Annotated in this window: 22 protein-coding genes; 3 read left to right on the top strand and 19 right to left on the bottom strand. The window is 47.5% G+C overall.

From position 1 onward, the window contains the following. Positions 1 to 96: 96 nt before the first annotated feature. Positions 97 to 441 carry a hypothetical protein gene (locus tag F0220_RS12575; protein ID WP_105598342.1) on the bottom strand — a complete coding sequence of 115 codons (345 nt, stop codon included), beginning with the start codon at positions 439 to 441 and terminating at the stop codon, positions 97 to 99. A gap of 124 nt (positions 442 to 565) precedes the next feature. Here F0220_RS12575 and F0220_RS12570 point away from each other — a divergent pair, with 124 nt between their 5' ends. Beyond that, the gene (locus tag F0220_RS12570) at positions 566 to 988 is read left to right on the top strand and encodes a hypothetical protein (protein ID WP_091016962.1); all 423 of its coding nucleotides are present in this window, start codon (positions 566 to 568) and stop codon (positions 986 to 988) included. Positions 989 to 1,187: 199 nt separating this feature from the next. Here F0220_RS12570 and F0220_RS12565 read toward each other — a convergent pair whose 3' ends face one another. The 13 genes from F0220_RS12565 to F0220_RS12505 all read right to left on the bottom strand — a co-directional run bounded on the left by F0220_RS12565 (position 1,188) and on the right by F0220_RS12505 (position 17,352). After that, positions 1,188 to 4,361, bottom strand: coding sequence for a bifunctional cytochrome P450/NADPH--P450 reductase (locus F0220_RS12565; protein ID WP_091016963.1), 3,174 nt, complete (start codon positions 4,359 to 4,361; stop codon positions 1,188 to 1,190). A 299-nt stretch (positions 4,362 to 4,660) separates the two neighbouring features. After that, positions 4,661 to 5,215: a glutathione peroxidase gene (locus F0220_RS12560; protein WP_105598341.1), complete on the bottom strand. Its 555-nt coding sequence runs from the start codon at positions 5,213 to 5,215 to the stop codon at positions 4,661 to 4,663. Positions 5,216 to 5,432: 217 nt separating this feature from the next. After that, entirely contained in the window at positions 5,433 to 6,158 is a 726-nt protein-coding gene (locus F0220_RS12555) for a LutC/YkgG family protein (protein ID WP_105598340.1), read from the bottom strand. Beyond that, entirely contained in the window at positions 6,148 to 7,668 is a 1,521-nt protein-coding gene (locus F0220_RS12550; protein WP_091016968.1) for a LutB/LldF family L-lactate oxidation iron-sulfur protein, read from the bottom strand. The genes F0220_RS12555 and F0220_RS12550 overlap by 11 nt, the downstream gene beginning before the upstream one ends. Then, the gene (locus tag F0220_RS12545; RefSeq protein ID WP_017688927.1) at positions 7,665 to 8,393 is read right to left on the bottom strand and encodes a (Fe-S)-binding protein; all 729 of its coding nucleotides are present in this window, start codon (positions 8,391 to 8,393) and stop codon (positions 7,665 to 7,667) included. Before F0220_RS12545 ends, F0220_RS12550 begins: the two co-directional genes overlap by 4 nt. A gap of 243 nt (positions 8,394 to 8,636) precedes the next feature. Beyond that, positions 8,637 to 9,398: a DeoR/GlpR family DNA-binding transcription regulator gene (locus F0220_RS12540; protein WP_105598339.1), complete on the bottom strand. Its 762-nt coding sequence runs from the start codon at positions 9,396 to 9,398 to the stop codon at positions 8,637 to 8,639. 1 nt (position 9,399) lies between these two features. Next, positions 9,400 to 10,893: a rhamnulokinase gene (locus F0220_RS12535; protein WP_105598338.1), complete on the bottom strand. Its 1,494-nt coding sequence runs from the start codon at positions 10,891 to 10,893 to the stop codon at positions 9,400 to 9,402. 235 nt (positions 10,894 to 11,128) lie between these two features. Further along, complete coding sequence (locus tag F0220_RS12530) at positions 11,129 to 11,617, bottom strand: DUF2500 domain-containing protein (RefSeq protein ID WP_223199927.1); 489 nt, start codon at positions 11,615 to 11,617, stop codon at positions 11,129 to 11,131. 136 nt (positions 11,618 to 11,753) lie between these two features. Further along, complete coding sequence (gene pepF / locus F0220_RS12525; RefSeq protein ID WP_105598337.1) at positions 11,754 to 13,556, bottom strand: oligoendopeptidase F; 1,803 nt, start codon at positions 13,554 to 13,556, stop codon at positions 11,754 to 11,756. A gap of 500 nt (positions 13,557 to 14,056) precedes the next feature. Beyond that, entirely contained in the window at positions 14,057 to 14,416 is a 360-nt protein-coding gene (locus tag F0220_RS12520; RefSeq protein ID WP_062833989.1) for a winged helix-turn-helix transcriptional regulator, read from the bottom strand. 267 nt (positions 14,417 to 14,683) lie between these two features. After that, positions 14,684 to 15,247 (bottom strand): 6-phospho-3-hexuloisomerase, encoded by a 564-nt coding sequence (gene hxlB / locus F0220_RS12515; RefSeq protein WP_105598336.1) that lies wholly within the window; start codon positions 15,245 to 15,247, stop codon positions 14,684 to 14,686. Positions 15,248 to 15,251: 4 nt separating this feature from the next. After that, positions 15,252 to 15,884 (bottom strand): 3-hexulose-6-phosphate synthase, encoded by a 633-nt coding sequence (gene hxlA / locus F0220_RS12510; protein WP_105598335.1) that lies wholly within the window; start codon positions 15,882 to 15,884, stop codon positions 15,252 to 15,254. Positions 15,885 to 16,269: 385 nt separating this feature from the next. Then, positions 16,270 to 17,352: a lactonase family protein gene (locus tag F0220_RS12505; RefSeq protein ID WP_105598334.1), complete on the bottom strand. Its 1,083-nt coding sequence runs from the start codon at positions 17,350 to 17,352 to the stop codon at positions 16,270 to 16,272. Between the two features lie 214 nt (positions 17,353 to 17,566). Here F0220_RS12505 and F0220_RS12500 point away from each other — a divergent pair, with 214 nt between their 5' ends. Beyond that, on the top strand, positions 17,567 to 18,496 hold the full coding sequence (locus tag F0220_RS12500; protein ID WP_105598333.1) for an AEC family transporter: 930 nt from the start codon (positions 17,567 to 17,569) through the stop codon (positions 18,494 to 18,496). Here the strand turns inward: F0220_RS12500 and F0220_RS12495 are convergent. The 5 genes from F0220_RS12495 to F0220_RS12475 all read right to left on the bottom strand — a co-directional run bounded on the left by F0220_RS12495 (position 18,474) and on the right by F0220_RS12475 (position 22,522). Then, positions 18,474 to 19,064 carry a DUF2062 domain-containing protein gene (locus F0220_RS12495; protein WP_036670565.1) on the bottom strand — a complete coding sequence of 197 codons (591 nt, stop codon included), beginning with the start codon at positions 19,062 to 19,064 and terminating at the stop codon, positions 18,474 to 18,476. The genes F0220_RS12500 and F0220_RS12495 overlap by 23 nt on opposite strands. Positions 19,065 to 19,122: 58 nt before the next feature. Then, positions 19,123 to 19,581 carry an OsmC family protein gene (locus F0220_RS12490; protein ID WP_149846561.1) on the bottom strand — a complete coding sequence of 153 codons (459 nt, stop codon included), beginning with the start codon at positions 19,579 to 19,581 and terminating at the stop codon, positions 19,123 to 19,125. A 20-nt stretch (positions 19,582 to 19,601) separates the two neighbouring features. Beyond that, on the bottom strand, positions 19,602 to 20,369 hold the full coding sequence (locus F0220_RS12485) for a DeoR/GlpR family DNA-binding transcription regulator (RefSeq protein ID WP_105598331.1): 768 nt from the start codon (positions 20,367 to 20,369) through the stop codon (positions 19,602 to 19,604). A 137-nt stretch (positions 20,370 to 20,506) separates the two neighbouring features. Beyond that, positions 20,507 to 21,637 (bottom strand): NADH-dependent flavin oxidoreductase, encoded by a 1,131-nt coding sequence (locus tag F0220_RS12480; protein WP_105598330.1) that lies wholly within the window; start codon positions 21,635 to 21,637, stop codon positions 20,507 to 20,509. A gap of 207 nt (positions 21,638 to 21,844) precedes the next feature. Beyond that, the gene (locus F0220_RS12475) at positions 21,845 to 22,522 is read right to left on the bottom strand and encodes an SOS response-associated peptidase (protein WP_105598329.1); all 678 of its coding nucleotides are present in this window, start codon (positions 22,520 to 22,522) and stop codon (positions 21,845 to 21,847) included. Between the two features lie 228 nt (positions 22,523 to 22,750). On the opposite strand from F0220_RS12475, the gene F0220_RS12470 reads away from it, so the two are divergent. After that, positions 22,751 to 23,272, top strand: coding sequence for a zinc metalloprotease (locus tag F0220_RS12470; protein WP_105598328.1), 522 nt, complete (start codon positions 22,751 to 22,753; stop codon positions 23,270 to 23,272). Positions 23,273 to 23,313: the final 41 nt, after the last annotated feature.

The raw sequence follows: 23,313 nt of genomic DNA, 5'->3' as shown, positions 1-23,313 counted from the left end.
CATTTCTTTATTTCTTATTCATAAGGACACAAGATAGAAATTGACTACCACTGCGGAAATCATTCTCGCTCTGGTTACAGAGGAGATGAGTTTACCTTACATCTTCCGTTGCCACGCCGGATGACGATAAAATTCAATCGTATCAATATAATTTACCGTGAACTGCTGCTCAACTTCTGACAGGTTCAACAGTTTTCGGTCGATTTGCTTCATCCCCATGACCACATCGTGCCTTAGCAGGTCCATCGCAATTTTGCCTACAAACCCGCCTTCCATCTCCTTATGCTTGGCACGGAACTCTTCATTGTAGATCAGTTCAGGTGTGAATGCCGCTTCGACGAATGCATTAACGAGTGTAAGCTCATTGCCATCCATCTGTACTGCCAGATAATAATTGCCACGCTCATCCTGAATGAGGTCTTTATACATCTCTACGATCATTTGAATCACTCCTCTATTATAAAATGAAACCCCGTTAGCCGTAACGAACATGGGCTATCAAACGTACACCTTCCTACCCCGTTCCTTCATATACTAGGTACAAATGGCGAACGGAGGAATACTTATGAGCTGGCAGCATCTCCATACTGGAAAAACACTTCAGCAGCGCCTGGCACAACTCCAGGGGCACCTTGCAGAACTGAATACTCCACTATCCGGGCTGGAACCGGGACGTATTCGTCGTGTCTATCCAAGGCAGTTTATCAAAGTAAACCGTCAGTTATTCATTCCACTTAGTCTGAATTCCATTCGGGTATTCGATATTCCTCGAACACGGCGAGGCGTCCGAGTGGGAATCCGCACGACTTTCCCTTCCAGGAATGCATTTAACAATATCAGACTGGTGGGCGTGGGACTGGATTATCTTGAACTTCAGGGAAAAGGCAGAGTCCCTTCCCGTATTTTATTTCCTCTTTCCAGCATCGAGTCGATCTATCGGCCAACCACCGGAAGAAAAAACCTGAAACGGCCTTGCAGGCGGAAGTAAAGCTGGTTCTTTTCGCAAGCCATACAATGGTTCCCAAATGTCTGCATACGGGTGCTCCCTTCCAATATATAATTATAACCCATGCAACCACTCATCTGCTGAAGAATCATTTTATGTCAAAAAGCGGTGAGAACAGAACTGCTTCTGTATCTCACCGCTCAGCCAGTTAAGGATCAAGCTGACCCTTCACATGTGTACATCAGATTCCTGTCCATACATCCTTGGCATAACGACCTTCCTGCTGAAGCTGATTGAGCCAATCTTCTGCTTCCTTCGCGGACTTGCCATGAATATCAGCGTATGCCTGCTGGAGTGTAGCTTCCACATCAGGTGCCATCTTGCTGCCATCACCGCAGATATACAGATGCGCACCCTCTTCAAACAAAGGAATCAGATGCTGAGCATCGTCTCTCATCAGATGCTGTACATAACATTTCTCCTCCCCGTCTACACGGGAGAAGGCCGTATGAAGCTTCACAAGCCCTTCTTGCTGGGCTGCTTCCAATTCATTTTTGTACAGATAATCATGCTCGGGATTCCGGCATCCAAAGTACAGATGGGCTTCGCCAACCTCTTGACCTTGTTCCTTCAATACATGCCTTGCCTGCAAGAAACCTCGGAATGGAGCAACCCCTGTACCCGGGCCTACCATGATGACGGGAACCTGTGTATCCTCCGGCAGTTGGAACCCGGATTCCGGTGTCCGCGTGAACATCACGATCTCGTCACCCGACTTCAGGTTAGCCAGATAGTTGGACGCAATACCTCTGTATTCTCCCTGTCCACTCCATGCCGGGGCACGCACAACACTGACCGTAATACTCGCTTGATCGGGTTGCACACGCGGTGAACTGGAGATCGAATAATATCTGGCTTTTAATGAAGGCAGTAATTCAAGGAAACGCTCAAACGGCAGTTCACATGCCTCATATTTCACCAGATAATCCAGCATGGAGATCCGTTTATTCCGCACTTCATCCATATACACAGATTCATCAAGCAGCGCTTCAAGTTCCTTCTTATGCGGTGGACATACGGTGTATGCTGCCATTTCTCTCAACTGCGCACGAGTTGCCGCCTCCTGAAGCTCGACGCTATGACTGAGCAGATCATACAGGTTAACCGGTTGATGCAATGGTAGATGTGCGGCACTCCGACCGGATGCATCCAGAACGAGATGCTCCGTTCCGGTAAACCCGTATCGACGAAGTACACGTTCCACAAGTTCCGGTGGATTCTGCGGCAGAATGCCCAGGTGATCCCCTTCCTTGTAGGTTATGCCTTCAGGCAATTTGATCTCCAGGTGACGTGTGCTGCGTTCACTGCCCGCGTCGTGAAGCTCCCTGTTCTCGAGCACTTCTGCCACATGAGCATCATACGTATCCGCAAGCGGTGTTACGGCGAGCCCACTGACAAACTGTACAGATAGTGAACTGCGTTCGCTATTGGAGCTTGTGTTCAGTTTCAGTCCCATCGTTCGTGCGAGATCCGGCCATAATTGCTCTGTCCAATCCCCCACCTGTTTCTCGAAATCTCCACTGGCATCTGACTCACCCAGCGGTGATAACCGCTCTGCTCCTCTGGAAGATAACTGTTCATCGATTAAACGCGGAATACGCTGATAGGTGCTGGCCCAGTTGTGGTCACCGCATCCAAGTACGGCGAAACGCACACCTTTGAATTCATTGGCATCGGCGTGTTCAATCCACTCGACAAACATCTTGGCATTACTTGGCGGCTGACCGTTATAGGATGCACTGACAATAATGACGGCACCCTCCTTTGGCAGTTTGCCAACACGATCATCCAGCGCAGCGACCTCACTGCGGAAACCCTGGTATCTGGCGGTATCGGCAATTTCACGTGCAATGCCTTCGGCTGTACCCAGATTGGAACCGTACAGAACAAGCATTGGTGTGTGATGGGCATTGGCCGCATCCGGCTCTGTTCTTTTGGCAACCGGCTTTGGTTCTTCGACCGCTACACCCGGAACGGCCATGACTGGCTGCCCCCCACGCGCACGTACACGAATGGTGAAGTTATCCGGTTTGAGCGTCAGCGTTTCTTTCACCTTTAACTGATAATCGGAATGATCGATGAAGTCAAAATGCTTCAACACCATCCCCAGTACCAGCGTTGCTTCCTGAAGTGCAAACTGCTGACCAATGCAGGCCCGTTGACCGTTACCAAAAGGTTTATAGGCATCATGCGGCACTTTGCTCGGATCTTCGAACCGTTCCGGGCGGAATTCCTCTACATCGTCTCCCCAGGCTTCGCGGTCACGATGCAGCTTGGGAATAAGTACACTGACGCTGTCTCCTTTTTGCAAAGGATATTGACCCGCAAGTACCGTGTCCTCTTTTGCATACAGAGAAAATGCCGGGGCCGTCGGCCACAACCGCAAGGCTTCATTCAAAACCATACGAACGTACTTCAGATTGCGAACCTGGTTGTACGTGGGAACCGGATCTTTCAGAATCTGATCCACCTCAGCTTGAGCTTTAGCCAGCGTATCCGGATTCTTCATCAGATAATAAACGGCGAAGGATAACAGTCCACTTGTGGTCTCATGTCCAGCAATCAGGAATGTAATAATCTGATAACGGATATTCTCATCATCCAGCGTTTCTCCTGTCTCCGGGTCCTTGCCGCTGAGCATGTGGGACAACAGATCATCTGCGCCTTCCTGCGGTTTCTCTTTACGCTCGGCAATAATGTGATCCACCAAAGAGAACATGGAACGGATATCCTGTTCAAACTGTTTCTTTTTGGTGATCATCAGCTTGTCTTGCAGACGCAGTCGCTGCAATGAACTCATGGATTCATCCAATGCACGGACCATACTCGTAATGAATGGATGTGGTTCTTCCCGGTAGAAGCTATTAAACCGATAGTTGAACCCACAGAGTCCAATCGTGTCGAGCGTAAGACGTGTCATATCATCCGGAACGTTAACCGTCTCATCCGGGTTCAATCGTGACCATTTCTGAACCAGCTGCACAGCCAGATCAATCATTTTGTTGTGATATCCCTGCATGGCACGTTGACTGAAACTTGGCAGCAGTACGTTATGGGCTTTTTTCCAATTCGGCTCCTCGGTCCAACTCGTAAATAGCCCATCTCCTGCAAAAGCACGAACCTTCGCAAGGGGTGCCCACACACGTTTGTCGAATTTGGATTCATCCGTTACCTCGGCGACCAGTTTGTGACCGGAAATATACAATTCACTTCGCCCGGGGTACTCCATACGAAAGATCGGTCCATATTCTTCAGCCAGTTTCACCAGGGACTGCACCGGCTCTTCAAAGTTCAATTGCGGCAAATTGCCCAGTGGGCCAAATGTTTTTGGTTGAGGCACTGAAATTGGTGGCATGACACTCACTCCTTCTTTCCAAGTTAAGAGTTCTACAACTACAAAATAATGACTTGATTTACAGACGCGATTACACTTACTCTTCAGATCAACAGATTCAAGTTATTTTTTGCACTTTTTCACATTTCATCCAGATAACGATAAAGCCAACAAAGAACCAACTGACTGAAATGGTATATTGGTCATTTTTGAATAAAAAAAATGGAGGACTTCGTTATCTTCTTTTACCCTAACATTTCCAGTTCTAATCTTCAACAGTCCCAAAGTCATAGGACCTCAGGACAGGGATTAAGATATACTTATGATTTCTTTAACAGAATCTGAATAGCCGACTCCATCTCTAATGGAGCAACTGTCGTTTCATAACGGCCATGGACGTTCCCGCTGCGGTCAACCAGGAATTTGGTGAAATTCCATTTGATCCCGTCTCCTTGGTACAATTCTGGATGCTTCTCCTTCACAAAGGTGTCCATCCACTGTCCTTCTTTCGTGTCCAGATCATAACCTTGAAATGGCGCTTCTTCAATCAGATAACGGAACAAAGGATGCATGAATTGCCCAACGACCTCAACCTTCTCGAGGATCGGAAAGGAGATCTGAAACTGACTCCTGCAATACTCGGCAATCTCAACGCTACTGCCAGGTTCTTTCTCGTTAAACTGGTTGCATGGAAACGCCAGAATCTCCAGCCCCTGATCACCATATTTCTCATACATCTGCTGAAGTTCACTGAATTGCCGGGAGTAGCTGCACCGACTTGCTGTATTCACAATAAGCAGAACCTTCCCTTTAAAAGCAGCAAAATCACCGTTGTGTCCCTCCATAAACGGAACTTGGTAAGAAAATATACTCATCTGTATTCATCCTCCTCTTTCACTTTTGTATCTCACATCAATTCTCTCTTTGAGAAGAATTATACACCCACCCTATTAATAGGTGAAATATATAATTAATATAATTTTAATAGTTTTTAACTATAATAGACCAAATAAAAAAACTGCCCTCAGCAGTCAAATACTGCATCTTGGACAGTTATCAAAATCATAATGTGCCATCACACTCAGCACACCGTTAACCCATAATTAAACCATATACAATGCCTGGTCCGTGTACCCCAATGGTTAAATCATTTTCAATATCGGAAGATCGGCTTGGCCCTGAAATAAAGTGGATACCTGCCGGAAGATTCTCTCTTCCCGCTTCGTCAAATCGATCCAGCGTCTCCCCCAGTCTGGTGTACAGTCGGTCTACTGGAATAATGATGATGAGTACCGTAGGCAACAGACTAACCGAGCGACCTTTTTCCGGTGAAGAAAGTACAGTAACCGAGCCTGTGTATGCTGTTGCATAATCCGCCATGACCACACCGATATCAGCCTCAGCTGCACGAACCTTCCAGTTCTCATCGGCTTGACTATTCCAGACTGAGATCTGCACATCGGGAAGCTGCTCTTCCAATCCGAGATCCTGTAATGCCTTTTCATTCTGACGAATGATGTATTTGGCACTCAGTTCATGAGATTTGTTAGCAATAAATTGAGACACTTCTTCCATGTTCTGAACCCGGGCAATGTGGGCGCCTACACTTACAAAGTTATCCGTAAATGCTTGAATACGCTTCTCTTCATCCCATTCCAATTCAGTCCAAAAGTCGGGTGCTCCCCGAAAGGGTTGGGTCGGCGCTTGGCGTTGCCTTGGTCTTCTCAATTTCGAAGCAATGTCATTCATAAACTGCTCCTGTTTCTCAATGGACTTCTTCTCCAATTGTGCAAGCCATTGCTGATGTTCAGTGACCATGCTTCTTCCCCTCCCCTTCTTCTCGTTCACGAATAATCTGCTCCATACGGCTGCGAACGGAAGAATCCATGGCTTGTTGCTCCTCGTTCAGTTCCTGATCCAGCTTGTTCCATTGTTGCCGGAAGGATTTCTTGGCGAGACTTGGCGCAACCCGATAATTGTTCCAGCCTTTGAGTGGACCCAGCTTGAGAGAAATGCCGTTGTTGCGCACAACTGCCTTCTGCCCGATCTGTCCCAGACGTATGGCCGCACTGAAACGTTTGGAATTGGATACAACGGCAGCAAATCCCTTCATGCCCATGCTTTCCATTTTGTTTCCATGGCCATCTTCCACTTTACGCCTGCGTAGATAAACGAGCATATCATGCAATGGAATTTTAACTGGACATGCTTCATAACAGGCTCCGCACAGACTCGATGCACCCGCAATATCGTTCCATTCATCAATGTTGCCATTGAGTGCAGGTGTCAGTACCGCGCCAATCGGACCACTATAGGTTCCGCCGTAGGCATGACCTCCAATATGACGATATACCGGGCAAGCATTCAGACAAGCACCACAGCGAATACAATTCAGCAACTCCTGGAATTCAGGATCACCGAGCTGTAAGGATCGACCGTTGTCCACGATAATAATGTGCATTTCATCTGGTCCATCGGCATCCGCTGTACGACGCGGACCTGTGATGCCTGACATGTACATTGTCAGTTTCTGACCTGTTGCAGAACGCGGCAACAAGGTTGCCATGACCTCCAGATCCGTCCACGACGGGATGATCCGCTCCATACCCATCAGTGTAATCTGCGTTTTTGGAACAGTGGATACCATACGGGCATTGCCTTCATTTTCGAACAAAACCATGGAACCTGTCTCTGCAATCGCAAAATTGCAGCCGGTCATGCCGATATCTGCTTCAAGGAATTTCTCGCGCAGCTTTTTGCGAACAAATCCGGCAAGTACCGTTGTGTCCGGCTCCAGAATTTCACCCGCTTCCTTCGATAACAACTCTGCAATCTGATAGCGGTTCTTATGGATGGCTGGAATGACAATATGAGATGGGGCTTCGCCTGCCAACTGTATGATGTATTCACCCAGGTCGGTCTCGATAGCTTCAATGCCCGCCGACTCCAGCACATGATTCAGATGTACTTCCTCCGACACCATCGATTTGGACTTTACCACTGTAGACGCCTGTTTGTGAGCCGCAATATCGAGTGCAATCGCCGCTGCTTCTACCGATGTATCTGCAAAATGAATATGGACCCCGTTCGCACGGGCGTTATTCACAAATTCATTCAGATAATAATCCAGATGCGCAATCGTATGCAGACGAATCTGACGTCCACGTTCCCGCCATTCATCCCAGTTTCCATGTTCTTCTGAGGCCGACTTCTTCCCGTTACGCAATCGTTCTGTTGTGAATTTGACCGCCTTACGCAGAAAATCATCATTCAAGGCCAGTCCGGCACGTTCTTTGACCGTCGTATCCATAACTCCCGGTTGGCTCATCCTGTTCGCACCCCCTCATACAGTAGTTCCGCCAGATGCATCACACGCACCGGTTCATTCCGATAACGCAGATTACCTGCGATATTCATCAGACAGGCCATGTCCAGACCAACCAGCACTTCGGCTTGGGTCTCTTTGACATGATCAACTTTCTCCGTCACCATCGCTCCCGAAATATCGGACATTTTAATGGCAAACGTACCCCCAAACCCGCAGCAATCCTCAGCAAACGGCAGTGGAACCAATTCCAGTCCCTTTACTTGGGATAGCAATGCCATCGGTTCATCCTTTACACCCAGCAGACGGCTGCCATGACAGGATGGATGATAGGTTACTTTGTGCGGAAAATGTGCGCCCAGATCGGTTATCCCGAGTACCTGAACGAGGAATTGAGTGAATTCATAGGCCTTGGCTTCCAATCGTTTCGCCTTCTCCAGCCACACCGGTTCATCCGCGAACAGCTCGGGATAATGATGAATCATATACGTACACGATCCCGAAGGACATACCACAAAATCACTGTCGTCAAATGCTTCAAGAATTGTCTTGGCCGCTACCCGAGTCTCATCCCAGTACCCGCTATTGTAGGAAGGCTGACCGCAGCAGGTCTGAACCGGTGGAAAATCCAACCGAACGCCATGAGCGGCGAGCAATCTGACCATGGCCTCCCCCACTCGGGGATAGATGGCATCGCTGAGGCAGGTAATGAATAAGGAGACCTTCATAATTACACGCTCCTATTAACTGATTAGTAGATGATTGACTAAAAATATTGAATAAGAATATTTACAATGAACACTCCGATGACAGAATAACCTTCCGATCGCTGTTATCCCCAGATTTTTAAATTTACTTTTTAAAGGGTAAAATCCGGGGATAAAGGCCACGCTTCGCTTCTTCAAGTTATTTCTGTCCTCTCCGTTTGGTGTAAATGTTTAGTTCATTTTATATTAGTAAATTCTAAAAGCTTAAACTGTAATAATCCCTATGTCGTATCCGCTCAAACGTTCTGTCTGTTCAGCCTCCAATGGCTGATCGGTAACGATCGTATGGACTGCATTTAACCCGGATACTCGGGCAAAAGCACGGACACCAAATTTACTGGCATCGGCAAGTAAGATGACCTGATCGGATATGCCAACCATCTTCTGCTTCAGCCTTGCCTGGAGTTCATTGGATTCACTGATTCCGCCACCTTCGAGATGTACACCTTTGCACGACATGAACATTTTATCCACGTGATACGTTTCCAGAGAACGCTCCGCGAGCGGCCCAACAAAAGACAACGAGCGAGATGCCAACTGGCCCCCTGTTGAGATGACCTCAACCTTGTCACGGCTGCTGAGTTCAGTGGCGATTTGAATCGAGTTGGTTAAAACCGTCAGCGGGAAATCCGGCATGTTCGCTGCCATATAACCTGCCGTTGTGCTCGCATCCAACAGAATGCGATCACCCGGATTAATCATCGCCAGAGCCGCTTGTGCAATCCGCTTTTTCTCTTCCGCATGGGTTGTCTCCCTGATCCGGTAAGGGATCTCCGGTTGATCTTCCTTCACACTCACTGCACCACCGTGAGATCGGCGTAGTCGTCCTGCCTGTTCCAGCCGATCCAGGTCACGCCGGATGGTTTCCTCCGTCACCCGGCAGCGCTCACTAAGCTCGGATACACGCATACTGCCCTTTACATTCACCATCTCCACAATTCGGTCATACCGCTCGGCTGCCAGCATGTTACACCTCACTCCCCGCTTGTGAATTAGATGAAGCCGTCACACGCAGAAATCTGCCGTAAGCATCTTCCCAGATTGACCTGTCTTGCGGCTCATACGTAGTTACCGGAAATGAATCTCGAATGGCCTTACGGGCCTCCCAGATATCTTTAAAAGCTCCACTCGCCATCCATTGCACGGCCATATTCCCGATGGCACTTCCCTCTGCCGGACCTGCCCATACCGGCTTGCCAATGGAATTTGCAGTCCACTGACATAACAGGCGGTTCTGGATACCTCCTCCGACCATATGCAATCCGTTGAACGTCTGCCCCGACAATTGTTCCGTCCATCCCAGGACTCTTCTATACTTCAATGCAAGACTTTCCAGAATTGCCCGGGCAATAGCCCCCTGATCTTCTGGCACCACTTGCCCTGTATCACGGCAATACTGACGTATACGCGCCGTCATATCTCCTGCTGGCATAAACAGTTCATCATCCGGATCAAACAAACTGGCAAATGGAGGTGCCTGTTCAGCCTTTGCCAATAACGCATCATAGCTAATTCCCTGCCCTTGGCGGTCCCACTCTCGCATGCTTTCCTGCAAAATCCATAAGCCCATAATGTTCTTCAGCAGACGGAATGTTCCACCCGCCCCGCCTTCATTCGTGAAGTTCAAAGCCAGACTCTGGCTACTTACCGCAGGATGATCTATCTCCGTACCCATCAGGGACCAGGTTCCACAGCTCAAGTAAGCAAATGAACGTTCCGTTGCAGGAACAGCCACAACGGCTGAACCCGTATCATGCTCCGCAACGGCGATCACAGGTATAGGAGAAAGGCCAAGGTCGTTACAGATGCTACTGCGCAATTGTCCAACACGGGTGCCTGGCATCACCACTTCACCAAAGAGTTTCTCCGAAATGCGAATATGCTTCAGCAACTCACCGTCCCATTGACCCTCCGATGGATTATATATTTGTGTTGTCGTTGCATTGGTGAACTCATTCACGGCTTCTCCCGTCAGAAAATATCGAAGCAGATCCGGAATCATGAGAAACCGCTCTGCTTCATGAAGAAGCGGAGAACCGCTACGTTGAAGGGTTGCCAACTGATACAGGGTATTAAAGCTAAGAAACTGAATCCCTGTACGTTCAAAGATTCGCTGGGAGCTCAGTTCTCGGCGTACCTGATCCATCATGCCGTTAAACTGTGTATCACGGTAATGATACGGGTTACCCAGAAGCTCACCATTACTGCCAAGCAGACCAAAATCAACGCCCCAGGAATCGATCCCCAGGCTCTCCGGCTGTTCCCCCTGCTGTTTCACAAGAGTAAGCCCTTGCAACAATTCATGATGCAAACGCAGAATATCCCAGTGCATCCGCTCGCCAACCTTCACTGGTTCATTCTTGAACCGATGAATTTCGCTCGTTTCGATCCCTCGATCATTCAGATGTCCTAATAGCGCTCTCCCGCTCCCAGCGCCCAAATCATAAGCCAGCACACTCACCGCGCTTCACCAACCTTTCGAACCCATCCTATTTTCCAAACGGCATCTCTTATTTCAGTCCGTAATCCTGTACTTTATGCTGTATTTATTGTTTGTTTGTTTTTGTTTAATACTGTTTTACTTTATTTTACGAGTATATCACCATTGTAAGCGTTTGAATACCCTTCGGTTTTTCTTTCTTTTGGGTATACTAAAAACGACTCTCTCCCACTTGGGAGGAGCCGCAGTTCTTGTTTTACGTATAAAATTGACCATTGTTTACTCCCGACTGGGGCTGTACATCTCTCTCAAAATGCTTGAAACGTGTCCCTTGATACGTCAGCATCCCTCGATCATTTTCCACCATCATGCCATAATGGTTTCCGCCAACAATTAGTTCAGCGCGCTCCCCATTGTCGAATTCAAATGTAACATAATACCGGGTAGTCGCACTGCTATCCCCGCTGCCACCTGATACTTCCGTTCGTTTGGCCACCACCGTTGAGTGCAGGGTTAACAAGGCCGCTGCGTTATTCGATGACCATGTGCGTACCCCTGAGATGATGGCATATACAATCACACCCGCAACAATAAGAAATACGGCACCAATAAAAATGGAAACAAACGCACCCATGGCACCAAACTCATTCAATCCCGAAAAAAAACCACCCTGATTGCCTTCAAAACCCGGTACTCCACTCATGTCGTCAAACACACCAAAGCCGTCCACGCTTAATTGGCCCATCGATGAGGACACGCTCGTTAACGCCATTCATCATCGTTCCTTTCCCCTTGCAAAATAAGATGCACCGCCCCCACGCAAGGAAGGCGGTGCATGCAGACAACCCGTTCTGCCTTGTCCATATACTATATGAACCAGATCAGGAATACAGACGTTCAAGTTCGTCGACCAGACTGCCGACATAAGCAACCGCAGAGCGAATCGGCTCGGGTCCGGACATATCGACACCTGCAAGCTTCATTAACTCCTGCGGCGTGAGACTTCCACCGGCTTTGAGTGCTTCAAGCCAGCGATCTACCGCCGGCTGTCCTTCTTCCCGAATCTGCTGTGCTGCCGCTGTGGAAGCGGTCAAACCTGCCGCATAGGTATATGGATATAGACCCATATAATAATGAGGTTGTCTCATCCACGTGAGCTTGGCCCCTTCATCAATCACCAGATCAGGTCCCCAGAATTCAGAGAGGATGTTCCCTTTGAGCTGACTTAACGTCTTCGCCGTAATCGGCTCATCATTAGTTGCGAGTGCATATACCCTGCGCTGCAATTCACCTTCCAGTAGATGCGTAACGAAGTTATGGTAATACGTATTCAACAGTTGCAAAATGACCCAACGACGCATTCTCGGATTATCGGAACGCTTCAATAGATGATCTGCCAGCAGCATTTCATTCATGGTCGATGGTGCCTCAATGAAATAAAGCGATGGTCTTGTATTCGTGAGCCGTTGGTAACGTCCCGCAAGCATAAAGTGGCCTGCATGTCCCACTTCATGGGCAAGTGTAAATGCTCCGCGCATATTGTTCGCCCATGAGATCAAGATATAGGAGTGTGAACCATATATAGAGGAACAAAATGCCCCTGTGGATTTGCCTGCATTATCTGCGTAATCCACCCAGCGTTCACTGAATGCGCGCTCTACGATCTCGCCATACTCTGGCCCAAGCACATCAAGTGCTTCTCGGATGAGTGTGCACGCCTCATCATATGTAATGGCGGGACTAAATTCTGGATCAAGCGGGGCCTTCAGATCACAGAACATCAGCTTGTCCAGACCCAGCTCACGTTTCTTGAGAGCCGCCAGTCTGCGCATATGAGGTGCGAGTTCCTGCTGGATAATATCCAGAATATTATTGTACATCTCTTTGCTCACTTGTTGTGGGCTGAGAAGCATATCTGTAACATCGTCGTAACCACGCAGCCTGGATAACACAACTTGCTTCTTCACTTCGGTTGCATAACCTTCTGCAAACGTATTTTTGTAATCATTTAAAGTCGAGCTGAATGCAACATAAGCAGAACGACGAAGCTTGGTATCGGACGACATCTCATAATTATTCTCATAGAATGACCAGGACAGTGGCCGATTATTGTCTTCTCCATCAAGAGCATCGTCAAACGTCATGTCTGCCAGTTTACCGCGCAGATAGATACGGTATGGTGAATCCAGTACCTCTCCTAGTGAAGCCAGTACCTTCTCGGTCTCTGGCGTAAGCCGATGTGCTTTTTCTCCAATTAAACGCTCCAAACTCCGCGCATACGGCTGCAATCCCGGAAGTTCTTCAAGGTAACGTTCAACGGTTCCCTCCGGCAGATCAACGATCTCCGAATTAACAAAAGACAAGGACGACGACAGATTCGATAGGATATCTCCTGCTTTAGCTGAATTCTCGATATTGTCCGGATTGGTGCTGTCCTCTGACTGCTTCAAGCGGGCATAAGAAGCCGTCTTGCCGATACGCTCCTGCAAAGCTTCACGCGCATCCAGACAAGCCAGCAATTGTTCAGCGCCTTCGCCCAGACGTCCTTTGAATGTTTCAATCTGGGCAGCAGCCTCAGGAAGTGATCGAAGCTCTTGCTCCCACTCTACATCGGTTACAAACAAGTCTTTCAGATCCCATGTGGTTTCCTGATCTACCTCAGCACGTGTACGTATTTTTTCCATCTTTAGTTGTCATCCTCCTTGCATTTTCCAATATCTCTCATCGTATCATAATCGGTTTATGTATACATGACATTTGCAAATAATGAGACTTTTGGTTCAGGAGAATATAGATTGGACTAAAGAATATTCACACTTACCACTCCGATGACAGAACAACCTTCCGATCGCTGTTATCCCCTAATTTTTTGATTCAATTTTATAAAGGTGAAAATCCGGTGATAAAGGCGAACGCTCCGCTTCTTCAGGTTCTTTCTGTCCTCTACGTTCTCGTGTGAATGTTTAGTTCAATCTATATAAAAGGGGCATCTGGAAAAAAGGCGAGGTGTATGCTTCCGATGTAGCTTTCTTTCAGAAAGCTTTTAGCTCCGCTTCTTCTAGCTATTTCTGTCCTCTGCGTTTCGTATAAACTTTTGCTCATGTGACCATGGTTTAAAAGTAACTAAAAAACCGCTGGTTATGGAAGTATCCATTTTCCGGCGGTTCATTGTAAATCTTACTATTTAGCTTTCTTTCCAGATTACATTTTCACCGTAATTTTTACCCCAGTTATACATTGCGTGCAGCACAGGCATCAGGCTCTGGCCGTGATCTGTCAACGTATATTCCACCCGAGGAGGGACCTCTGCATACACCTTGCGCTCAATCAGCTTGTCTTCCTCCAGCTCACGAAGCTGGTTGGTCAGCATCTTCTGGGTAATATGAGGGATTAGGCGTTTCAGCTCACTGAAACGTTTGGTGCCTTCCAGACCCAAATGCCACAAAATAATCAGTTTCCATTTGCCACCAATCACCGCAAGGGTCAATTCCTTCTCACAGTTGATTTCTTTCAAATTAATCCGTTCCTTGACTTCGGCTGCCATTGCTCCGAGCCCCCTCATCTTCAATCTTATATCGCGTATATTACACATATCACGGGGACACTTCACACCAGGGAAGCTTTCCGCTCCATGCATGATGTAATAAGTACATTCATTCGATACAGCTATCTATTAATTCTACTACAGCCTGCACGGGATGCAAAGTTTAACTGAAAATCACGGATAAAATCTATACAGATGAATGATTATGTATCGCAGAAAAGACCAGAACCCTTCATGATCAAAGGATTCCGGTCTTTCATCTATTCACTATTCCAGGTTCGCGTGGCGGCCAAACATATCCGCTCCGGTCATACCCTTCATTTCCATCATCGTAAGGATGAGAGCATCCATGCCGATTAACAGTCCCTGTTCAAACAGCGAGCCCATTGGCTGGATGGTTACTTCCGCTCCGGAAGTCGCTGTGTCCTCTTTGGCTGAAGCCGGAAGGCGCACTACCGTAGTTGCCAATTGACCAATCGTGGACTCTGGCTTGATCGTAATCAGGCCGACAGGTGCTCCTGCTTGACTAGCCTTCTTAGCCATCGCTGCGAGACTGCCTGTCTCTCCTGAGCCAGAGCACAGCAAGAGGAAATCCTTCGAGCTGATCCCGGGTGTAACGGTCTCGCCCACCACATATACACGAAGCCCCATCTGCATCAGTCTCATGGCAAAAGCCTTTCCCATAAGTCCTGACCGGCCTGCTCCTGCTACAAAAATCTGTTCCGCAGCCAGAATGTGTTCAGCCATCGCTTGCATTTCAGCATCATCGATCTGGCTTAACGTACGTTCCAGCTCCTTCAAGATGTCAGCTGCGTACTGTGTTTTGCCCATCTGCTTACCCTTGTTTAACGAGACGTTGCATTTCAGCTGCAACTGCCGCTTTGTCTGCTTGTCCTGTGATACCGCCGCCTACAATAACCAGATCCGGTTGTGCTTTGATTACTTCTGGCAATGTTTCCAGCTTGATTCCACCAGCAACAGCAGTTTTAGCATTTTTCACAGCTGCTTTGATCGTTTGCAGATCATCGAACGGGCTTTGTCCTTCAGCTTGCAGGTCATAACCTGTGTGTACACAGATGTAATCTACGCCAAGCGCATCAATTTCACGAGCACGTTGTTCAAGGTTAGGCACATTGATCATGTCCACAAGAACTTGTTTGTTTTGTTTCTTCGCTTCTGCTACTGCACCTTTGATCGTACTGTCATTGGTTGCCCCAAGCACAGTGATCAGATCCGCACCAGCTTCAGCAGCTTTCATGATTTCATAACCACCAGCGTCCATGATTTTAAGGTCTGCAAGAACTTGCAGATTAGGGAATGCTTCTTTCATCGCTTTTACCGCGTGCAAACCTTCATTAATAACGATTGGTGTACCAATCTCAACGATATCAATATATTGTTCAACCTCTTTAACCAGTGCGATACCTTCAGGGATATTTACCAAGTCAAGTGCCAATTGCAATTTCATCATTTATTTCTCCTTTGTTGTTCAAGTATGATTCGTTCCTGTAAAAATAATAATCAGATATTTAGCCTGCACCAATTTGTCTGTTCAGATGCATGCAGTGTTTGTTTTGGCTACTCACTCATTGTAGACCCTGACTATCCATTCAGGAAGTACGCACTTTGAAGTGGGGTAGTTACTTGGGCGATACTATTGATAATTTTTCGTTGTTAGGTGAATCAAATATAGAATTAATCCTCTATTCCAATCCACCCGCTTACAGCAGAGCAGCAGCCTAATCATCCAATAAGATATTCAATAGAAAAGACCCCGCCACCTGGCAGAGTCTTTATCTTTATCATCGTTATCATTTTCAATCCAGCCAGGGCTGGTTTAGAAATTTATCATTTTACAGATATACTGGTTTCACGCATACCGGCTTGGATACACCTGTGCTGTGACCTGTGTATTTCAGACGTCCGCTCTCCTGATCCACCGTGAATGTCACGAGGTTGTTCGTATCACGGTTAGCTGCGATCAGCAATTTGCCGTTAGGTGTCAGAGCAAAATGACGTGGATGCTCACCTTCAGCAGATACATGCTCAACCAGTGTCAGGTGACCTTTGTCTGCATCTACTGCAAATACAACGATGCTGTCATGTCCACGGTTAGAACCATATACATAACGTCCATCATTGGAAACTGTGATTTCCGCTGTTGTATTCTCTTTGCCATCATATCCATCAGGCAGAGTGGATACTGTAGACAATTCAGTCAACGTACCCGCTGCTGCATCATATTGGAACGAAGTAATGGAAGAATCCACTTCGTTGATCACATAAGCGAATTGACCATTCGGATGGAACGCCAAGTGACGTGGGCCTGCTCCCGGATGTGTTTTGGTTTCACTGTGCAGCACAAGTTCATTTTTGTCTGCATCGATGGAATAGATCGCAATGTTATCCGCGCCCAGATCCTGTACCATCATGTATTTACCATCCGGGCTGAAGAATGCGGAGTGAACATGTGGCTTGTCCTGACGTTCAGGATGCGCACCTTGTCCTTCATGTTTCTTCTCGTCCAGAAGCGCTCCAACTTCACCGTTATCCGTCAAGGCTTGCAGACCTACCAGACCACCGTGGTAGCTGGAGAGAATCAAGTATTTGCCGGAAGGGTCACGCTGGATGTGACATGGCGGAGCTGAAATGGAGTTATTCCGGTTCAGCAACGATAATTTTCCTGTAGAAGGATCAATGCTCAGAGCTACCGCTTCAGACATTTTGTTGCCTTCAGCTGACGCTGTTTCACCAATCGCATACAGTTTGTTACCCTCAGTATCCACGTTGACAAACGTTGGGTTTTTCACGCCCGCGATGCCGTCAAGCTTGGACAAGCTGCCTGTATCCTCATTCAATTCATATGCATAAATGCCCTCATTTTCCGCTTCAGCGTAAGAGCCAGCAAGTACGAGCAAGCGTTTTGATTCACTCATTACAGTTTCCTCCTCTATGTGTATGTAATCTTGTTGCACCTCTTCTATAATAAATCTGCCATATCAAAATAGCAATCCGCTGTCGTTGCCCAGCAGGGAAATCCTTAGTTAAACAAGGCGATTACTACACATCATCATACTGATATCCATTCATATGAGATGCATCTTCTGCTATGATAAGATCAGTTTTTCATCCAGAAGGGACTGAATTGCATTGCTTCACTCATTTTTACTCACGTTATACCATGTGTTCCTGCCGATCTCACTTCCCGTGATTGGAGGTATTCTGTTAAAACGCTTCAAAAATTGGGATACCCGGTCGCTCTCGACCTTTTCCCTTTATATTTTGAGCCCTGCGCTCATCTTCAATACATTGCTGCATGCCGAGATTACCTGGACGGACGTCACCAGCACGTTCTGGTTCTCTATTATTAATCTGATTGCCCTGTGGGCACTCGCCGAGCTGTTAAGCCGGATTTTCCGTCTGGGTGCAAGCGAAAAAGCGGGTCTCACCCTCGTCTCCACGTTTACGAACTGCGTGAATTACGGGCTCCCGCTTGTACTGCTTGCCTTTGGTCAGCTTGGACTGGACAAGGCTTCTGTCTACGTTATTGGACAGATGATTATTGTTAATACGGTAGGTATCTTTTTTGCCGCGAGATCCGAATTCACCGTAAAAAATGCGATTCTGTCCGTTTTCCGCATGCCATCCATCTATGCTGCTGGCATCGCCATTGCGCTGCGTGCGTCCAATCTGAGCCTGCCTGAAGCACTGGATGGAGGGATTGCCATGCTGGCTATGGGTTACTCTCCTGTCGTTCTCGCCATTCTGGGAGCACAGATGCTCAGACCCAAAGGGGCAACGGTGCCTTGGTTGCCCAATGTACGCCGAGCCTTCTGGACCGGACTTGTGGTGCGTCTCGCAGCTGCGCCAATCCTCTCCTGGCTGATTCTGACCGCTCTTCAGGTCGAAGGTACGTTGTTCAGTGTGCTGCTGATCCTCGCATCCATGCCCACCGCAGTGAACGCCGTTATTTTGGCTGAACAGTTCAATGCTTCACCGCAGTTTGTATCGCGCTGCATTCTGTGGACAACTGCTGCATCCATGTTCATGCTGCCCATTATGATTGTGATGGCTTCCTGATTAACACCGGAGGTGATACCGAAGCGATATCCGCTTGTCGGCGTTTCTCCAGCCGGCGTTCATAACGCCGGTTGAGCGCTCTGACGTAGAAAAATTTCACGACAAAGTACGATATCACACCTAAAATGACACCAAACACGGACATACCCGCCAGAATATCCAGTCCACCAAGCAACAATTCACTCACGGCCGACCAGTTCCCCCGAAACAGCTCCATGAATGCACTCTCATGTACCGGTCCCTGTCCCATGCTGTGAGCAGGCAATATCCATGAGCCAATTTGTTTCGCGAGTGGCATCAGGATAATAGGTAAAAACGTAAGTTTCCCGATCACATTACCAACAATCGCTGCTGGCACCGAACCCCCAGACAATCGCACAATTGGATAAAATACGAGATATATCAGGGAAGCGGTCGAGATCACGATCAGTTCCAGTCCGAACCCTATGGCAAATCCGGTAGATACTTTATGGGCACCTCCGGGAGCACGTAACAATTTGAGAAAATTCAGCTTCATAGCACGTGTTAAACGTACCCAGCGGTTAGTCTTGCGCTTCTGTGTGTTCATACCGAATTACTCCTTATTTTACACAAATGACAACTTGAATCGTCTATTCTTCAGTATATCACACCGCGTTAGCTCCTGTAGTAACAATGACCGGTTGTGTCTCCATCTGGACATTACCTGCCACCGCTCGGGAGATCATACAGGATGATTCAGCCTTATGCGCCAGGCGCTCAGCCTTGGTCAGATCCGCCTCTGAAGCATCTTGGCTGAGTACAATCCGGGGTCTATGTACGATCCGTTCGTACGTAAATACGTTATTCGTAACATCTACCGTTGCTTCCGATTCAAGCGTCAATTCATCCGGCGTAATATCCGAACGCTCCAGCATCGCTGCCAGTGTGATCAGGTAACAGGTGGAGGCTGCACCCAGCAGCATCTCGTCCGGGTTAGTTCCCGTACCGGGTCCGCCCATATCCTTCGGAATCGATATGATCGTTTTTAATCCACCTGCATCGATTGTTCCCTCACTGTTACGCCCACCATTCCATACCGCTTTCAGATGAAAAGGATGTTTCATGACATTCATTCCTTTCTTATTTACACACGTATACACGTAATATTCTGCTCAATCAATGCGCTAACTTGCTCTTCATCTACACCCTGATCTGTAATCACTTTTGCCACACTGCTCATCTCAGCGACTCTGGTAAATGCCTGTATATTAAATTTGCTGGAATCTGCAAGTAATATGACTTCATCCGCAATCTGGATCATTTTCTGCTTCACCAAGGCCTGTAATTCATTTGACTCACTGATGCCTTTGGTCAGATGCACCCCTTTGCAAGACAAAAACACTTTATCGACATGATACGCATCCAACGAACGTTCCGCGAGAGGTCCTACAAAAGAAAGTGACTTCGAAGCTAATTGCCCACCTGTGGCAATCACACGAATCTGCTCCTTGTTACTCAGCTCTGCGGCCACTTTTATCGAATTGGTTAATACGGTCAATGGAATGTTCGGCAATCCTGCCGCCATATACCACGCAGTTGTACTTGCATCCAGAGCAATCCGGTCGCCGGGTTCCACCATTTTCACCGCTTCGCTTGCAATTCTGCGCTTCTCTTCTGCATGGGCTACAGCACGTTCCGGATACGGAATCTCCGACTGTAACTCTTCCTTGTATTTTACGCTGACCGCCCCGCCATGGGACCTTCTGAGCCTGCCCGCCTGTTCGAGCTTGTCCAGATCACGACGTATCGTCTCTTCCGTCACCCCGCAGCGCTCACTAAGTTCGGTTACACGCATGCTGCCTTGCGTATCCACCCATTCCACTATTTTCTCATACCGTTCAGCTACGAGCATATTTCTTCACTCCAAACCGTTGATTATCCAGTTGATCCTGTTCATCCATCATACCACAGAGCGATGACAAGGAGAATTTGGACCATGTGCAAAAAGAGGGAGCTTTCGCCCCCTCCATTCCAGTTCTGAAGTGTATATTATTTATCTTCTGCCATAGGGAACCATCCCGGTGTGTGGACGATTGCATTCCACAACCCGTCAGGGATAACCAGACGCTCCTGATCGGATTTGGTCAGAATCGTTTCAATGTCTTCTTCCCGTCCGCTCTCGATCTTCTCAACCCAATCCGGTTCAATAATCAGCTCACGTCCAATGGCAAGTAGTGGTACTCCCGTTTGGAGCGCCTCAGCGGCCTGATCAGCCGTATGAATTGAACCTACGCCAATCACAGGCAATTTACCGTTCACACGATCCAGGATGAATTCCATTCTTGAACGTGTATCTGCTTCGCCACGTCTTGGCTTGGACCAGAATTCGTTCAAGGAAACGTGCAGGTAATCCAGGTTTTTATCTTTAAGCGCATCCACCAGTGCATACGTATCTTCCATCGTGAGTCCCGGTGTTTCCGGCTCTTCCGGGGAGAAACGGTAACCAATGATGAACGGCAGTTTGGTATGTTCGGCAACCACTTTCTGAATCTCATCCACAACAGCAAGTGGGAATGTCAGACGTTTCTCTACACTTCCGCCCCAACGATCTTCACGTCGGTTGGAATGCGGGGAGAAGAATTGCTGGATCAGATAACCATTAGCACCGTGAATCTCAACACCATCAAAGCCAGCTTCAATTGCACGACGTGTCGCTTCACCAAAGTCTTTGATAATGGAAGTAATCTCGGCATCCGTCAATTCTCTTGGTTCAGGAGATCCCGGACGCTCACTTGCAACCGCACTAGGAGCAACCACTTGACCCGCAGGTACAGCTTGTTCAGGCGTCAAACGGCCCGCATGGAAAATTTGCAATACAGCTACGGAGCCTTGTTGTTTCATAGTGTCAGCCAGTTTTTTCAGACCAGGAATGAAGCGGTCGTCATAAACACCAAATTGAGCCGGGAAACCAATGCCCGTCTCTGTTACATGCCCTACAGCCGTAATTGACATGCCAGCACCACCGGTGCGACGTGCATAATAAGCAAGTTCAGCGTCGGATATCGTACCATCCGCATTCGAGGACATATGAGTCATGGGAGCGAGCACGATACGGTTTTTCAGTGTAATACCAGTCGGCAGTGAAACTTGTTCAAACATCTGGTTAAACTTTGGATTCATTCGTGGTTCCCTCCTGATTATAAATATCTCTTTTAATAGATATATGAATATGTGCGTTCTCTTACTGTAATGATTATAGTTACGTTTCTTTGCAATTGCAACTTTTCATTTTCAGAAAGGAAAAAAAAAGAGCAGAGTGTCTCCAGACTCTCAGCCCCTTAATCTTCTTCATTCTATCCAAAGTCCTTCACTCTATCCAAAGGATATTCAGAAACTCCGAACGTAAGCCAGCTTCTGATCCATCTCTTCTACGCACTCGTAACAGTCGTGTTCATCGTTGGCGACCATTGGGGTGACTGGATACAGATTCATCTCTGTTCTGTTATACGATTTCAATAGCGGTAACAATTGAGTCACCCGTGTATTGGCCGGGTCAAGCCAAGTGTTGATCTCTTCTTCGGAGAGGATCGCCGGCATTTTACTGCCAAACTCGCGTGTAACCATGTTCGCGCCTGTCATAAGCATCGTGCAGGTACGAAGCGGCTCTTTCCGTGTATCTCTCCATACTTCGTATAACCCAGCTATGCCGAACAGACCGCGATCTGGCATGACAACACGAACCGCATAACTTTTCTTGCCTTCTTGCCGCCAGTAATATAATCCATTGCAAGGAATGACGCAACGCTTGGTCTCTACCAGTTTGTAATAGGAAGGATTCTCATGTACCGTCATGAGATTCGCGTTAACGGCATCACGACCCCAGAATGGAATGAACCCCCACCGGAACTCATCCAATACACGCTCACCATCCTGATGCAAAATAATTGGCGTATGCTGGGTTGGGCTGATATTGTATCGGTTTTTATAATAATACATCACTCGCTGAATCTTGAAATGATCTCTGACATCGTCCAAATCGGCTGCCAATGAAAAACGGTTGCACATGCTCTAGCACTACCTTTCCCTGTGAGAAGTTGAACGTATTGTTTGTTATTTCAGGGAAATTATGCATGCATATCGAACAGAAAATGACTTATTTTGACACCATTATGGTCTGATCAAGATATATTTCATGTTTTTCACGACAAAAACAACGACCTCGGACTCATTTCAACTCAACTATTCCTTGTTACTATGATAGAGAATAAAATACATTTATTGGAGGTTTTAAGTATGAAAAGGAAGTTTTTGATGAGCATCATGTTGTTCTCAGCGATTGCGATGTTTGGCAGTACCATCTATGCGGCAACCTTTCTAACCTACGGTTATCCCAGCACCACCATCCCCATTCGTACGTATAATTACGCCTCCGCATGGCAGACTCCCATGGACGCTTCCCTTACCAACTGGAACAATGCAGGTGCCAAAGTTAAATTCACCAAAACAAGTAACTCCCCAAACACCATCACCGCAGGAAACTTCAATAATACAGCATATGGTGTCAACTACGCCTCCGTATCCGGCAGTCAAGTCGTAAGCTTCCGCATCGAACTCAATGCATCCACCATCACCCCTGACGCAACCAACTTATCCAACTTCATTCAAAGCGTATTTGTCCACGAACTCGGACACTCCATCTGGCTCGGTGACAACCCGACAACAAGCAGTCCTTCCATTATGTCTTACTCCCGTAACCGCAATTCCATGACCCAACCTCAAACCTTTGATATCAATAACGTAAAATCCAAATACTAATCCGTTACGAACTTATCCCAAAAATCCAAGGAGGATTCCTA

The sequence above is a fragment of the Paenibacillus sp. 37 genome (assembly GCF_008386395.1).
In the GTDB taxonomy this organism is placed as follows: Bacteria; Bacillota; Bacilli; order Paenibacillales; family Paenibacillaceae; genus Paenibacillus; species Paenibacillus amylolyticus_B.
Note: the sequence above shows the minus strand (reverse complement) of the source record. Positions and strands in the feature narration are given on the sequence as shown.